This is a genomic window from Kribbella sp. NPDC050470 (assembly GCF_044458365.1).
GTDB lineage: Bacteria > Actinomycetota > Actinomycetes > Propionibacteriales > Kribbellaceae > Kribbella.
In genome coordinates, this window is record NZ_JBITHV010000012.1 from 368,309 (window position 1) to 381,882 (window position 13,574).

19 protein-coding genes are annotated in these 13,574 nt (G+C 69.5%); 10 read left to right on the forward strand and 9 right to left on the reverse strand.

The window, feature by feature from the left end:
- Positions 1-81 precede the first annotated feature (81 nt).
- The 4 genes from ACIBGM_RS35345 to ACIBGM_RS35360 form a co-directional block, all read right to left on the reverse strand.
- Positions 82-750 carry a dihydrofolate reductase family protein gene (locus ACIBGM_RS35345; RefSeq protein ID WP_360535565.1) on the reverse strand — a complete coding sequence of 223 codons (669 nt, stop codon included), beginning with the start codon at positions 748-750 and terminating at the stop codon, positions 82-84.
- Positions 750-1,253, reverse strand: a complete 504-nt coding sequence (locus ACIBGM_RS35350; protein ID WP_396388013.1) for an SRPBCC family protein — start codon at positions 1,251-1,253, stop codon at positions 750-752. The genes ACIBGM_RS35345 and ACIBGM_RS35350 overlap by 1 nt, the downstream gene beginning before the upstream one ends.
- Before the next feature lie 3 nt (positions 1,254-1,256).
- Complete coding sequence (locus ACIBGM_RS35355; RefSeq protein ID WP_360535569.1) at positions 1,257-1,598, reverse strand: metalloregulator ArsR/SmtB family transcription factor; 342 nt, start codon at positions 1,596-1,598, stop codon at positions 1,257-1,259.
- A gap of 332 nt (positions 1,599-1,930) precedes the next feature.
- Positions 1,931-2,896 (reverse strand): hypothetical protein, encoded by a 966-nt coding sequence (locus tag ACIBGM_RS35360; protein WP_360535571.1) that lies wholly within the window; start codon positions 2,894-2,896, stop codon positions 1,931-1,933.
- Positions 2,897-2,957: 61 nt separating this feature from the next.
- Between ACIBGM_RS35360 and ACIBGM_RS35365 the strand changes: the two genes are divergently transcribed.
- Positions 2,958-3,926: a transcriptional regulator gene (locus tag ACIBGM_RS35365; RefSeq protein ID WP_360535573.1), complete on the forward strand. Its 969-nt coding sequence runs from the start codon at positions 2,958-2,960 to the stop codon at positions 3,924-3,926.
- Here the strand turns inward: ACIBGM_RS35365 and ACIBGM_RS35370 are convergent.
- Positions 3,914-4,399, reverse strand: coding sequence for a MarR family transcriptional regulator (locus ACIBGM_RS35370; protein WP_396388014.1), 486 nt, complete (start codon positions 4,397-4,399; stop codon positions 3,914-3,916). The genes ACIBGM_RS35365 and ACIBGM_RS35370 overlap by 13 nt on opposite strands.
- Positions 4,400-4,466: 67 nt before the next feature.
- Here ACIBGM_RS35370 and ACIBGM_RS35375 point away from each other — a divergent pair, with 67 nt between their 5' ends.
- Both ACIBGM_RS35375 and ACIBGM_RS35380 read left to right on the forward strand, forming a co-directional pair.
- Positions 4,467-5,105 (forward strand): NAD(P)-dependent oxidoreductase, encoded by a 639-nt coding sequence (locus ACIBGM_RS35375; RefSeq protein WP_396388015.1) that lies wholly within the window; start codon positions 4,467-4,469, stop codon positions 5,103-5,105.
- On the forward strand, positions 5,105-5,593 hold the full coding sequence (locus tag ACIBGM_RS35380; RefSeq protein WP_396388016.1) for an anthrone oxygenase family protein: 489 nt from the start codon (positions 5,105-5,107) through the stop codon (positions 5,591-5,593). Before ACIBGM_RS35375 ends, ACIBGM_RS35380 begins: the two co-directional genes overlap by 1 nt.
- Here ACIBGM_RS35380 and ACIBGM_RS35385 read toward each other — a convergent pair.
- Positions 5,533-6,549, reverse strand: a complete 1,017-nt coding sequence (locus ACIBGM_RS35385) for a P1 family peptidase (RefSeq protein WP_396388017.1) — start codon at positions 6,547-6,549, stop codon at positions 5,533-5,535. The genes ACIBGM_RS35380 and ACIBGM_RS35385 overlap by 61 nt on opposite strands.
- On the opposite strand from ACIBGM_RS35385, the gene ACIBGM_RS35390 reads away from it, so the two are divergent.
- From ACIBGM_RS35390 to ACIBGM_RS35405, 4 genes are read left to right on the forward strand one after another with little or no spacing between them, the layout of a single operon-like run.
- The gene (locus ACIBGM_RS35390) at positions 6,548-7,249 is read left to right on the forward strand and encodes an MBL fold metallo-hydrolase (protein ID WP_360535583.1); all 702 of its coding nucleotides are present in this window, start codon (positions 6,548-6,550) and stop codon (positions 7,247-7,249) included. The genes ACIBGM_RS35385 and ACIBGM_RS35390 overlap by 2 nt on opposite strands.
- Before the next feature lie 40 nt (positions 7,250-7,289).
- Positions 7,290-7,553: a phosphoribosyl-ATP diphosphatase gene (locus tag ACIBGM_RS35395; protein ID WP_360535585.1), complete on the forward strand. Its 264-nt coding sequence runs from the start codon at positions 7,290-7,292 to the stop codon at positions 7,551-7,553.
- 46 nt (positions 7,554-7,599) lie between these two features.
- Positions 7,600-8,448 carry an ATP phosphoribosyltransferase gene (gene hisG / locus ACIBGM_RS35400; RefSeq protein WP_360535587.1) on the forward strand — a complete coding sequence of 283 codons (849 nt, stop codon included), beginning with the start codon at positions 7,600-7,602 and terminating at the stop codon, positions 8,446-8,448.
- A 1-nt stretch (position 8,449) separates the two neighbouring features.
- The gene (locus ACIBGM_RS35405) at positions 8,450-8,920 is read left to right on the forward strand and encodes a PH domain-containing protein (protein ID WP_360535589.1); all 471 of its coding nucleotides are present in this window, start codon (positions 8,450-8,452) and stop codon (positions 8,918-8,920) included.
- A gap of 28 nt (positions 8,921-8,948) precedes the next feature.
- Here ACIBGM_RS35405 and ACIBGM_RS35410 read toward each other — a convergent pair whose 3' ends face one another.
- A complete protein-coding gene (locus ACIBGM_RS35410; protein WP_396388018.1) occupies positions 8,949-9,836 on the reverse strand; it encodes an aldose 1-epimerase family protein in 888 nt (295 codons plus the stop codon).
- Between the two features lie 96 nt (positions 9,837-9,932).
- On the opposite strand from ACIBGM_RS35410, the gene ACIBGM_RS35415 reads away from it, so the two are divergent.
- From ACIBGM_RS35415 to ACIBGM_RS35425, 3 genes are read left to right on the forward strand one after another with little or no spacing between them, the layout of a single operon-like run.
- Positions 9,933-10,289: a YciI family protein gene (locus tag ACIBGM_RS35415; RefSeq protein ID WP_360535593.1), complete on the forward strand. Its 357-nt coding sequence runs from the start codon at positions 9,933-9,935 to the stop codon at positions 10,287-10,289.
- A gap of 6 nt (positions 10,290-10,295) precedes the next feature.
- Positions 10,296-11,528: an RNA polymerase sigma factor gene (locus ACIBGM_RS35420; protein WP_396388019.1), complete on the forward strand. Its 1,233-nt coding sequence runs from the start codon at positions 10,296-10,298 to the stop codon at positions 11,526-11,528.
- Positions 11,525-12,316 (forward strand): class I SAM-dependent methyltransferase, encoded by a 792-nt coding sequence (locus ACIBGM_RS35425; protein ID WP_396388021.1) that lies wholly within the window; start codon positions 11,525-11,527, stop codon positions 12,314-12,316. The genes ACIBGM_RS35420 and ACIBGM_RS35425 overlap by 4 nt, the downstream gene beginning before the upstream one ends.
- Here ACIBGM_RS35425 and ACIBGM_RS35430 read toward each other — a convergent pair.
- Positions 12,270-12,935 carry a hypothetical protein gene (locus ACIBGM_RS35430; RefSeq protein ID WP_360535599.1) on the reverse strand — a complete coding sequence of 222 codons (666 nt, stop codon included), beginning with the start codon at positions 12,933-12,935 and terminating at the stop codon, positions 12,270-12,272. The two genes, ACIBGM_RS35425 and ACIBGM_RS35430, sit on opposite strands and share 47 nt — an antisense overlap.
- The gene (locus ACIBGM_RS35435) at positions 12,922-13,416 is read right to left on the reverse strand and encodes a hypothetical protein (protein WP_360535601.1); all 495 of its coding nucleotides are present in this window, start codon (positions 13,414-13,416) and stop codon (positions 12,922-12,924) included. The genes ACIBGM_RS35430 and ACIBGM_RS35435 overlap by 14 nt, the downstream gene beginning before the upstream one ends.
- Positions 13,417-13,574 lie beyond the last annotated feature (158 nt).

Here is a 13,574-nt window from a genome sequence, read left to right on the forward strand (position 1 = left end):
CGGCGTCGGGGGCAACCGGCCGCTGGTGGGTGTCGGTAGTTCGGCGTGGCGCCGGCATCGGGTTGGTGTGCGGACGGACGGTTATCGCTGCCGGACTGTGTAGGTCAGGTGGGTTACTCGTTGCGTCGGTTCCGCGCGGACGGGGTCCAGAGCTATGCGGCTCGCGTCCACGCCCTCGAAGAGGCGGACGCCGGAGCCGAACAGCACGGGGGACAGCGTGATGGAGAACTCGTCGATCAGGCCGGCGTTCAGGTACTCCAGAATCGTCGCGCCGCCGCCGGAGATGCGTACGTCGCGGTCGCCGGCGGCAGCGCGGGCCTGGTCGAGCGCGGTCTCGATGCCGTCGTTGACGAAGTGGAAGGTCGTACCGCCGGGCCGCTCCCAAGGGTCACGCTTCTCGTGCGTCACGACGAAGACCGGCGTGTGGAACGGCGCGTCCTCCGGCCAGGAGAGCTCGCCGGCGTCGAACATGCGCTTGCCCATGACGTTCGCGCCGATGCGCTCGAACGTCGCCTGCGCGATGTCGTTGTCGCGCCCTTCCTCGCCGCCCTTGCCGAGCTTCAGGTTCTCCCGGAAGAACCGCTGCGGGAACGCTGCCTGATGGAGTTCCATCCACTGCGCCATCCAGCGCCGTACCGAGGGGTCGTCGGGCTTCTTCTCGGGCCCGAAGAGGTCCTCGACGGGCACGGCCTCGGGGGCGATGAACCCGTCCAGCGACATCGATACGCTGAAGAACACCTTGCCGGCCATCAGCCCTCCACTCCGTTCCGGATCTCGGTGACGTAGGCAGCCAGGTTGTTCAGGGTCTGCCGGCCGCCCTCAATCGCGTGGTACTTCTCGACCGCCTCGTCGCGCTGCTCCTTGGTACGGAACACCGTGCGCATCTCGATCCGGGTCGCCGTATCGTCGCGCTCGAACGTGAGGACCGAGGCGAAGGCGTTCGGGTCGTCGCGGGACTCGCCGTGCAGCAGGGCGATCCGCTCCGGCGGGGCGACCTCGGTCCAGGAGATCCACTCTTGGTAGTCCGTGCCGTCCGGCCCGTGCATCACGAAGTCCCACTCCCCGCCGACGCGGAACTCGAACGCCCGCGTGGTCGTGGTGAACCCCTCCGGTCCCCACCATCGCGACAGGTGCCGCACCTCGGTGAACGCCTCGAACACCAACTCCCGTGGGGCGTCGATGACCCGGGAGATCACGACCTCGCGGTCGGCCATCGCTGCCTGCGCCGGCGCGTCCTGTCCTGTCGTTGCCATCGGTTACTCCTCCTGCCTTGCCTGCTTGAGGTCTTGCACGTACGCGTCCAGCCGGTCGAAGCTCTCGTTCCAGAACCGCTCGAACCCCCCGGTCCACTCGTGAACCAGTCGCAGCTCGCGGGCGTCCAGTCCGTACAGGCGCTGCTTGCCTGCCTTGCGATCCCGCACCAACCCCACCTCCCGGAGCACCCGCAGGTGCTTGGAAGCACCCGGCTGCGTGATCCCCAACTCCCGGGCCACCTCGGTCACCGGCCGCTCACCCGCCCGCAGCAGCACCAAAATCTCCCGCCGCTGCGGCTCGGCAATCGCGTTGAACACATCTGACGTCGTCGCTGCTCGGGCCACATCCCCATCATATGCCCATATCGGCATGCGTCAAGCAGAGGCGGGGCGACTCGACGGGAAGGTCGGCAGGCAGCTTGACTCCGGCAGCTTTGAACGGACTGATGGCGTGAGCGGATCCCGGCCCAACCGCGGTTCACCCGACGGGCTTGTCCGTCGGGTGCGCCCGCCCGGTGTGGTCGAGTGCGCGCGGCAGCGCGCAGCACGCGGGCGACAGCCCGCAGGTCGCCGGCGGCAGCCTGGCTGGGGCGCCGGCGACGAGCCGGAGGGTGGGTGGGAGTGCGCGTAGCGGCCGCGACGTAGGCGTGGCTGCGTGGGGAGCGTGGGGAGAGGAACTAACCGATTCTTGTGTGTTGCATTTTCCAGTTGGGGTGCCAGGTTTGGCCGTCGTCGGTGGAGAAGGACTGTTCCCAGGCGGCCTTGTCGGTGCCTGGAGTCCAGGTGAAGCGAACGTCGATTGGTTGGCCTTCCCACACGTCGGGGCCTTCGAAGATGCCGGTGCCGTCGGTGGTGAAGGAGCCGATGACCGGGGTTTCGAGTTGGCCGCGGAGGCTGTTGATCCAGTGGATGGCCCAGGTCTTCGTCGTCGGGTTGTAAATCCGCAGCGTCGCGCCCCGGAACCCCTCGGTCGGGAACCATCCCTCGTCGAAGCTGATCGCGCCGTCGAAGTACGACCAGACTTCCATCTCCGACTCGACGTCGTACCACTCGGCCGGTGAACCCAGTGCGGGCCGGCGGCGGCTGTTGTGCATGTCCCAGCGCCCGACGAGGAAGTCGAAGTCATCGGTCAGCTTCGGTACGTCGAGTGCGGGCGGCGGGGTGTCCCGGCGGGTGAAGTCCATGACCCAGTTGAGCTCCCAGGTCTCGCCGCCGTCGTTGGAGTAGCACTGCTCCCAGTGCGCGGTTCGCTCGGTGATGTCCGACCACTCGTAGCTGACCATCACCTTCTGCCCGTTCACGACCTCGTCCGCGCCGATGAGCCGGCAGGACGTGCCGTCGTCCGTCCAGCCGCCGCGCACCGGCGGGTAGAGCTCCATGGTGCGGCCGTCGATCCACCAGATGCTCCACTCCTTGGCCACCGGGTCGAACAGCCGCACCGACATCCCGTACGACGACCTCGTCGGGAACCGCATCTCGTCGATGCTGATCGCCCCGTCGAAGTGCGTGCGCGCCGTCGTGGTGCCCTCGAACTCGTTCCACTCGTCGCAACCCACGAAGACCTGCTTCAGGGTTCGGTGCCGGACGTCGAAGTACCCGTTCAGGAAGTCGAAGTCGCCGGTCACCTTGGTCCATGTCGTCATGCAGCCAGCATCCGACCGATACCTGACAGCGAGTGGCAGTGTTCGGAGCTAACCTCGACGCATGCGTTCGAGCCGGCTGCTGTCGATCCTGCTGTTGCTGCAGACCCGCAGGCAGTTGACCGCGCGTGAGCTCGCCGACGAGCTGGAGGTGTCGCTCCGCACGATCTACCGCGACGTCGAGGCGCTCGCGGCAGCGGGCGTGCCCGTGTACGCCGACCAGGGCAGAGCCGGCGGCTATCGCCTTGTCGAGGGGTACCGCACGAAGCTGACCGGACTCACCGAGCAGGAGGCGGCCGCGCTGTTCCTGGTCGGCATGCCCGGCGCGGCCGCGGCGCTCGGGCTCACCGCGGAGACGAGCGCGGCCGAGCTCAAGCTGCTCGCCGCGCTGGCTCCGGACCAGCGCGACCGCGCCGGCCGCTTGAAGAACCGCTTCCACCTCGATCTGCCCGCGTGGTACCAGGACGCCGAGAACTCGCCACACCTGTCCGCCGTCGCCGACGCCGTACTCCACGACCGCCGGATCAAGGTCCTTTACCGCCGCTGGGAGGCGCCCCGCGAGGTCGAGCGCGTGCTCGAGCCGTACGGTCTCGTGCTCAAGAACGGAGCCTGGTACGTCGTCGCCGCAACACCCGGCGGGATCCGCACCTACCGCGTCTCCAGCATCCTCGAGCTCACCCCGACCGACGAGGAGTTCGAGCGCCCGGCCGACTTCGATCTCCCCGGTTTCTGGCAGGAGCGCCTGGCCGGGTTCGACCAGACCCGCTTCACCGCCGAGGCCGTCGTACGCGTGTCACCCGATCTCGCCGCCAACATGCACGACGTGTCCTTCCCGATCCTGGTGAAGGCGGTCGCTGCCGCCGACCCGGCCGAGGACGGCAGCGTGACCGTCACCATCCCGATCGAGTCCATCGGGAACGCCGCCGCCACCCTCTCTCGCTTCGGCGCCTCCCTCGAGGTCCTCGACCCACCGGAGCTGCGCACCGAGCTCGCGAGCCTCGGCCGGAAACTGCTCAACCTCTACGAGTCCTGACCCAACGTCTCGGTCGCGGAGCGGCCGGCCTCGGCGCTGCGCCGGAGGAAGCGGGCGATCAGCTCGAGCTCGTCCTGGCTGTAGTCGGCCAGCACGTCGTCCATCGCGCCGAGCATCGGCTGGTAGAGCCGGAAGACCTCCATCCCGCGGTCGGGCAGGACGCGGATGGTCACGCTGCGCCGGTCGCCGCGAGCGCGATCCCGGGCGATCCAGCCGGCCCGCTCGAGCCGATCCAGGATGCCGGTCAGCGTTGCCGGGTGCAGGCCGGCCTGGCGGGCGAGTGCGCTCGGGGTCAACGGACCACTCCGCGCCAGTACGTCGAGACAGTCGAGGTCAACGTCCTTCAGCGCCAGCCTGCCGCCGACCTGGTGATTCAGCAGGGCGAGCTGGATCCGCAGGTCGCGCAGCGCGGCCTTGATCTCGTTGCCGGTCCGCCGGCGGTGACGCGGGTCACCCGGTTGTGTCTGTTCCATATATTATGATTTCCGTACTATATGAGTTGCAGATGACCTGACTGACGATAGCGCAGGAGGAGTACGGATGAGGCTCACGGTTTTCGGTGCGACGGGCGGGATCGGCGGTCACGTCGTACGGCAGGCTTTGGATGCGGGGCACGAGGTGACGGCGGTGGTTCGCGCGTCGTCGTCGTACGACGTGGCGCATCCGGCGCTCGAGGTGGTCAGAGTGCCCGGGCTGACCTCGGCCGAGCCGCTTGTCGAGGCGGTGGACGGCAGCGACGCGGTCATCTCCGGCGTCGGACCGCGCGGGCGCAAGGACGGACCGGTCGCGTCCGGCAGCACGCAGTCGATCCTCGCTGCGATGACGAAGACCGGCGTACGGCGCTTCGTCGCGGTGAGCGCGGCGCCGCTCGGCCCGGCCGCTCCCGATGAGAGCTTCCTCAACCGGCGTCTCCTGCTGCCGATGATCAACGCGTTCGCCGCTGACGTGTACGCCGACCTGCGGGTGATGGAGGGCGACATCAAGACCAGCGACACCGACTGGACGATCGTGCGGCCGCCGAAGCTCACCAACAAGGCGCTGACCGGCACCTATCGAACGGTTGTCGGCGGCACGGTCTCCCGCGGCTACACCATCTCGCGCGCCGACGTCGCCCACCTCATGCTCGCCGCCCTCACCACCCCGGCAACCATCGACCAGCCGGTCGGGGTGGCGTACTGATGGACAGGCTCCTACGCGCCGCCAGCCTGCTGTTCACCGGCCTGTTCGCCGGCTTCCTGCTCGGCGTCCTCGTGCTGGAGAACTCCTTGCGCGGGTACGGCGCCGAGGTCTACACCCAAGTCCGGCAGGTCGAGCTGGACGCCCTCGACACGCTCGCGTCGGTGACGTTGATTCCGGCGATCATCGCGACTGTGGTCCTGGTGATCCGGGGCGGCAATCGGCGGACGGGGCTGCTTGCAGCCGGATTGCTGGTGCTGGTGTTGGTCACGTCGCTCGTGATCAACCTGCCGATCAACGCGGAGCAGGCTGACTGGTTGGTGCAGAGTCCGCCGGCGGATTGGGCGGCTGTCCGGGATCGGTGGCAAGTGGCTCATCTGGTCCGCACCGTCGCGGCCGTGCTCGCCTTCGGTGTTCTGGTCGCCGGCGGTCAGGCGAGCAGACCGGCGGACTCCAGGCGGGAGACGAGGAGGTCGTGGGCGACCGCATGAGCGGTGCGTCCCTGAAAGCCTGTGGTGGTCGTAGCCATGGTGAGGGAGTTGAGGAGGGCTTCCTCGGTTGACTCCATCGTGGCCTGGAAGACCGGGCGGAGGCCCTTCTCGGCAAAGGTTCGACCGCGATTGGTAGTGAACGCGATCGCGTAGTCGCCGCTGCCCGGGGCGTAGTCGGAGCCGACGCGGGACATGGCGAACACGGCGCGGCGGGCGACGCGGCCCAGCTGGCGGGCGTCGAGGGGGAGATCGGTCGCGACGACGATCATGCAGGAGTTGCCATCGGCATCGAGCGGGGGAGCCGGGATCTCGGTGCCGCGGACGGTCAGCGTGCCGGAGAAGTTCGCCTGGACCAGTACGCCGATCGTCCCCGAGTCGACCGTCCGGGACGCCGTACCGATGCCGGCCTTGAAGCCGAGGGCCGTCGTCCCGGTGCCGGCGCCGACGCAGCCCTCGGCCGGCAGGTCGGCGGAGGCCGAGTCGAGCGCGGCGTGGACGTGTGCGGGCGTGATCGGGCGGCTGCGGATGTCGGAGAGGTGACCGTCGTTGGTCTCGCCGACGACCGGGTTCAGGCTGGTCGCGCGCGGGTTCCGGTCGAGCAGCCAGGTGAGCAGAGCGTCGGCGACCCGGAAGACGCTCAGCGTCCCGGTGAGCAGTATCGGCGTCTCGATCACGCCCAGCTCGTCCACCTGCGTCGATCCGACGAGCTTCCCGTACCCGTTGCCGACCGCAACCGCCGCCGGAAGACCCTCCGCCGCCGGAAGGCCGTCCGCAGCCGGTAGGTCGTCCGCAACCGAGGACGGCACGATCGCGGTCACTCCGGTGTGCAGGTCGCCGGAGGAGATCGTGGTCTGACCGACGCGTACTCCCGGTACGTCGGTGATCGCGTTGAGCGGACCGGTCGGCAGCGTGCCGATGGTGATGCCGAGGTCGCGGACTCTGCGGGGAGTTTGCATGGCAGCTATCGTCGGCCAGGTGCTGGAACAGCTGAACGGCCGGGTGTGGCTCTACCCGCATGATCCCGACCCGGACGCGATCCGCCCGTCGGTCGCGGTGATCGCCGACGACCGGGGGAGTGTCGTGGTCGACGCCGGCAACAGCCCGGAGCACGCCCGCGAGATCCAGGCGGCGATCGCCCAAGCGGGCCTGCCGGCCGCCCGTTGGCTGGTCTACACCCACCACCACTGGGATCACGTCTGGGGAGCCTGTGCCTGGGACGACATCACTGTCGTCGCCCACACGGCCGCCGTCGAGATCCTGGCCGCCGAGGCCGGGCGCCCGTGGAGCCACCGCTATCTGCGCGGCCAGGTCCAGGCGAACCCCAGACTCGGACCCAGCTTCCGCGCTCGCGCCCTCGCCGTACCGGACTGGACGGACTTCCGGATCGTCCTCCCGGACCAGACCTTCGACGACACCCTCACGCTGCCGACCGGCGTCGTACTGCGTCATGTCGGTGGCAACCACGCGCCCGACTCGCTGGTCGCGACCGACTCCGGCGTGATCCTGCTCGGCGACGCGTTCTACCCGCCGCCGTTCCATCTGCGCTCGGAGACCGACACCATCGACCACGGCATGATCAAGCGCCTGCTCGCCGAGAATCACACCTGGTACGTCGATGCTCACTCACCGCCACGGGGTCCCGGTAGACGGACCTGACCGGACGCCGTCAGCACCGGGCCTCTAGGCTGGGCGCGCGATGAAGACCTTTGAGGAACTGTTTGCCGAGCTGGGCGAGAAGGCGCTGACGCGGCCGGAGGGATCCGGGACCGTGGCGGCGCTGGATGCCGGCGTGCACGCGATCGGCAAGAAGCTGGTCGAGGAGGCCGCCGAGTCCTGGATGGCCGCCGAGTACGAGAGCAAGGAGCGGGCCGCCGAGGAGCTGTCCCAGCTGCTCTACCACGCGCAGGTGATGATGCACGCGCTCGGCCTGGACCTCGACGACGTGTACCGACATCTGTAGGAGCTGATCCCGCACACCATCGGTTCACTCCAGAAAGGGCAGTGTCATGCTGCGCGTCGCAGTACCGAACAAGGGCTCGCTGAGCGAGGCCGCCACCGAGATCCTCACCGAAGCCGGCTACAAGCAGCGCCGGACCACCAAGGACCTGACTCTGACCGACGCCGCGAACGAGGTCGAGTTCTACTACTTGCGCCCCCGCGACATCGCCGTGTACGTCGGCGAGGGCACACTCGACGTCGGGATCTCCGGCCGCGACCTGGTGCTCGACTCGCACGCCGACGCCGAGGTGATCATGGAGCTCGGCTTCGGCGGGTCCACCTTCCGGTTCGCCGGTCCGCCCGGGGCCGCGACCTCGATCAAGGACCTGGCCGGCAAGCGGATCGCCACGTCGTACGCCGGGGTGTTGGCCGACCACCTGGCCGAGAACGGGGTCGACGCCTCCGTCGTCCGCCTGGACGGCGCGGTCGAGTCGGCCGTCCAGCTGGGTGTCGCGGACGTGATCGCGGACGTCGTCGAAACCGGTACGACGTTGCGCCAGGCCGGGCTCGAGGTGTTCGGCGAGCCGATCCTGAAGTCCGAGGCGGTGCTGATCAAGCGGCACGGCGTGGAGACCCCGCCGAACGGGCTGCACCAGCTGGTCCGCCGGCTGGAGGGCGTCCTGATCGCGCGGAACTACGTGATGATGGACTACGACATCCGCGCCGAGCAGGTCGACGCGGCCACCGCGGTCGCGCCGGGCCTGGAGTCGCCGACGGTGTCGCCGCTGCACCGGCAGGGCTGGGTCGCCGTCCGGGTGATGGTGCAGCGGGCCGACGCGCAGCGGATCATGGACCAGCTCTGGGAGGTGGGCGCGCGTGCCATCCTCACCACGGACATCCACGCTTGCCGGATCTGAGATGAGCGCCGACGATCGGCTCTTCACGTTCCACCCGCGGATCGTCGCGTTGATGGCCGGTGGGATGGGGCTGTCGCTGATCGCGGTGTTCGGGGTGATCTGGTTCCGGCTGTCGGAGGACTCCCGGGACACGTTCAGCTGGTTCCAGCGGCTGACTTTGCTGGCGTTCTTCGGCGCGGTGCTGTGGATCCTCTACCGGATGACGACGCTGCGGGTGTCGGCGTACCCGGACCGGCTGCGGGTGCGGAACGTCTTCAAGTCCTACACGCTGCGGTGGGACGACGTGACCGCGCTGCGGTTCAAGCCGGGTGACGCGTGGCTCCAGCTCTTCGATGCCGACGGCAACCGCCTGGGCATCCTCGCGATCCAGGCCGCCGAAGGCATCCGCGCGAGCCGCGCAGCCAAGGAGTTGGCTGCCGTTGCCCGCGCCCGCGGCGCGGGCCCGGCGCCCCGAACTGGAGAAAAGAAGTAAGAAGAAGGAAGAGGCTTGGGCGCCGGTCCTAGACCGACACCCGGAACATAGTCGTGTGTGAGTCGCCGGGCTTCAGGACCACCAGGTTCTGCCCGGTGATGAACGCGTTCGGCGGACACGTCATCGGCTCGACGGCGAGCGCCGTACGCCCGATCGCGCCGCCGGTGTAGAGCTGCAGCCAGGCGGTGTCGCTGGTCAGGACCGACCTGGCGTCGGTGTCCGGATCGGTCAGCGTGACCGACCACGTGCTGCCACCGAGCCCGGTGAACGCGTTGTCGATCTCGAGGTCACCGAGCACCCGGCCGGTGCTGAAGTCGTACGGCGAGTCGTGGATCGGCGACAACCCGATCGGGGTCATCCGCTCCGGCGATACCTCCAGCCACTCGGCCGCGCGGAACTCCAGCACGCACTCGTCGATCGACCGCCCGACACTCAGGTAGGGGTGGGTCCCATACCCGTACGGCGCATCGCTCACGCCGGCGTTGGTCGCGCCGGCAGTCACCGTGAGCCCGTCGGAGCTCAGCTCGTAGCGGAGCCGCAGCTCGAGCTGGTGCGGGTACCCAGGCTGGCCGTGCAGCCGGTGACCGACCTCGACCACGGCCGGGTCGGCGCCTTCGTCCACGCGCTCCCAGTTCGCCCAGCGGGTCAGGCCGTGGATCGCGTTCTGCCGGCCCGGCTCGGTCAGGTACAGCTGCTCGTCGACACCCTCGAACGTGTACTTCCCGTCCGTGATCCGGTTCGGCCACGGGAACATGTGCTGCCCGATCCCGGCCCGCGCCGGCTCGTCCTCGCCGTACCCGAGCAGCACCTCGCGTCCGTCGTACGTGAGCCCGCGCAGTCCGCCGCCGACGCTCACCACCGTCGCCGCGTACCCGCTCGCCTGCAGTCCCCACTGCTCCCCGGAAGGCAGAATCATGCCCACCATCCTGACAAACTTTCTTCGAGGCGGCTGTCCATCGGGGCCTGACCCGTTCGTGGTGATGCTGTCAACACGCCAACAGGAGGTTCCGAGATGAAGTATCTGCTGCTGATCAACGCCGGTGAGGTCGACCTGAGCGATGGCGGGGCTGTCGGGTGTGAGCCGGAGGACTGGATGCGGTTCGACAAGGAGATCCAGGAGGCCGGCGTCGTGGTCGCGTCCGAGTCGCTGGCCGACCTGGTCACCTCGACCCGGGTCCAGGTCGCGAACGACGGGCAGCGGACGGTGACCGACGGCCCGTACGCCGAGACGCGTGAGGTCCTGGGTGGCTTCTACGTGATCGACGTACCGGATCTCGACGTCGCGCTCGAGTGGGCCGCGAAGTGCCCCGGGTCCCGCGGCGGCGGCTCGATCGACGTCCGGCCCGTGGCCGAGTTCCCGGGGGCCTGACGGACTATGCACGCCGAGGTCGAGGCGGTGTTCCGGGAGGAGCGCGGGCGGTTGCTGGCCGCGCTCGCCCGGCGGTTCGGTGACCTCGACCTCGCCGAGGAGGTCACGTCGGACGCGATCGAGACGGCGCTGACGCGCTGGCCGGTCGACGGCGTACCGCCCAATCCGGGTGCCTGGTTGATGACCACGGCGCGGCGGAAGGCGGTCGACCGGCTGCGTCGCGACCAGGTGTACGCCGCCAAGCTCGCCATCCTGCAGGTCGACGCCGACCGGCCGGCTCCGGCGCCCGTCGGAGGCGAGCTGCCGGACGAGCGGCTGCAACTGTTCTTCACCTGCGCGCACCCGGCCCTGGCGGCCGAGGACCGTGGCGCCTTGACGCTGCGGTGCCTCGCCGGGCTGACCACGCCGGAGGTGGCGCGCGCGTTCCTGGTCCCGACCGCGACGATGGCGAAGCGGATCGTCCGGGCGAAGAAGAAGATCAAGGACGTGCGGATCCCGTTCCGCGTCCCGGGTCCGGACGAGCTTCCGGAGCGGCTGCCGGGGGTGCTGCAGGTGATCTACTCGGTCTTCACCGAGGGGTACGCCGCCAGCTCGGGACCCTTCCTGCAGCGCCTGGACCTGGCCGAGGAGGCGATCCGGCTCGCCCGGATCCTGCGCCGCCTGCTCCCGGCCGAACGCGAGGTCGCCGGCCTCCTCGCGCTGATGCTGCTGATCCACGCCCGCCGCGACGCCCGCACCGGCCCGGACGGCCAGGTGGTCCTGCTCGACGACCAGAACCGCACGCTCTGGGACCGCGAGATGATCGCCGAAGGCAGCGAGCTCGTCGTCGCCTCGCTCACCGGCGGCCCCGCCGGACCGTACGGCGTCCAGGCCGCAATCGCTGCCCTCCACGACGAAGCAACCGACGTCGCGAGCACCGACTGGCCACAGATCGTCGCCCTGTACGACGTCCTGATCGGCATGGATCCGTCTCCGGTCGTCGCCCTCAACCGGGCAGCCGCCATCGCCATGCGCGACGGGCCCGAGAAGGGGCTGGCGCTGCTCGACGAGCTGTCCGACGAGCCGCGGCTGCGCGAGTACCACCCTTACCCGATGGCCCGGGCGGACCTTCTGCACCGCCTCGGGCGTTTGCCTGAGGCAACGGCGGCGTACGAGGAAGCCCTCGCGCTGGCGGGGACCGAGCCCGAGCGCGCACACCTGCGGCGGCGCCTCGCCACGATCACCGAGGAGACCCCGTGACGGACCGGTTGAGTCGAATCGCGCGCGGCTGGGACCAGGCGGCCGACGGCTACGAGGCGTACTTCGTACCCCGGTTCGCGCCCTGGGTGGCCGCTGCCGTGGAGGCTTTGGAGACCCTGCCGGACGGGCCGATCCTAGTGCCGTGCTGCGGGACCTTCCCCGAGGCGGAGTTGCTGCTCGAGCGATTCCCCGGCCGGGAGCTCGCCGGGATCGACCTCTCGGCCGGGATGGTCGAGCGTGCCCGCGAACGCCTCGGTCCGCGCGTGACCGTGGTTCAGGGAGATGCGAACATCCTCGACGCGCGCTGGTCCGGGGCATGCGCCGGCGTCGTCTCGGCCTTCGGTCTCCAGCAGCTTCCCGACCCTGAGGCCGCGATTCGCTCGTGGACGGATGCGCTGAGGCCGGGCGGCCGGCTGTCGGTCGTCTACTGGCCCGAGAACACCGAGGACGACGGGCCGTTCGCGGCGGTGGCGAAGGCGATCGGCGAGCGCAGCGACTACTCGTGGGAGGACCGCCTGCTCGACGGCCTGGACGCAGTGGTCGAGCGCGACGAGTTCGTGGCGTACCCGATGACCCATCCCGACGCGGCGACGTACTTCGACACCTCCAACCACGGCGGATCGATGCGGGCGCTGGCCCTGGCTCGCGGCGACGACTACATCGCGCAGCTCCGGCAGAGGTACCTGGAGCAGGCGCCGGCGGGGGAGTGGACTCATCACCCGCGGGCGCGGCTGATCGTGGTCAGGAAGCCGCCGAGTCGTGCGGCGGCAGCGCCACCGACTTCGTGACCAGCTCGAGGGCCGGGTCGTGCGGGACCGACGGGTTGCCGTCGACGATGACGTGCGCCCGGTCCCGGGTGCCCTGCTCGGCGAAGTGGTCGCGCTCCCAGCGCATCCACTCCAGCCAGTGGTCGCGCAGCGCCTCGCCGTCGCGGGCGATCCCGCGCTCGAGGCGTACCTCGTTCGACGTCTCGATCCAGACCCGCAACGACTGCCAGTGGTCGGCGTCGCGGTCGCAGGAGGTGACACCCTCGACGATCAGCAGCTCGACGGTCACGGGTACGACGTGCAGTTCGGCGTACATGCCGGTGTGCCAGTCGTAGCGCCGGTACCGTCCTTCGCGGCAATCCGCGATCCGTTGCAGGACGTGGTCGCGGAGCAGGCCGAAACCACGGACGGCACCGGTCCAGCCGTCGTACAGGTCGTCCATGTGGATGACCCGGGTGTTGAGGTCGCGGGCCTCCGCGCGGGTCGCGAAGGTCGCGGCCAGGGTGGACTTGCCGGAGCCGGCCGGTCCGTCGACGCTGATCAGCCTGGTGTTGCCGAGGCGGGGCGGGGCGGACTGGACGTGGTCCAGCAGGGAGTCGATGGTCAGCGGGTGGGGGGCGTTCGTGTCAGTTGATTCCATGGCGCTTCAAGATGTCCTCGATCTCGTCGAACTCCGACGATTCCTGCTGCTTCGCCTTCGACCCCTTGGCCGGCTTGGCAGCTTTGGCGGGAGCGGCCGACGCGGGTTCCGGACCCGTGGCGGTCAGCTCACCCGCGGGCGAGGCGGGCTTTGACTTCGGTGCCTTCTGGTTCCCCCCGCGGCCCCGGGCCACACCCGAGACGACGTAGAGCACGACCGAGACGCCGAACAGCGCGACCCCGGCCCACACGGTGGGCGAGAAGATCAGGTGGGTGACCCAGCTCACGCTCGAGCGCACCACGTCCCAGACCAGCTCGAGCAGGCCGGTCAGGTACAGCGAGACCGGCAACAGGGACCAGGCCACGCCACGGGTGCCGGCCGCCGCCCCGCGGCGCCGCCAGGCGGCCCACGAGCCGATCAGGCCGAGCAGCGTGAGGCCCACACAGAACGGCAGCAGCGTCAGATCGTTGAAGTCAGGCACGTATCCAGGCTCGCACAGTCCGTGCCCGATCCAAGGGGGGAAGAGCCCTGACGCACCCCTGAAAGGAGCCCGGACCGCCACGCCATCACAATTGGTGGCCGGGATGCGGAGTGAGCGTGGCTGGTGCTTCGCGGGTGCGATTGTGATGGCCTGGGGGT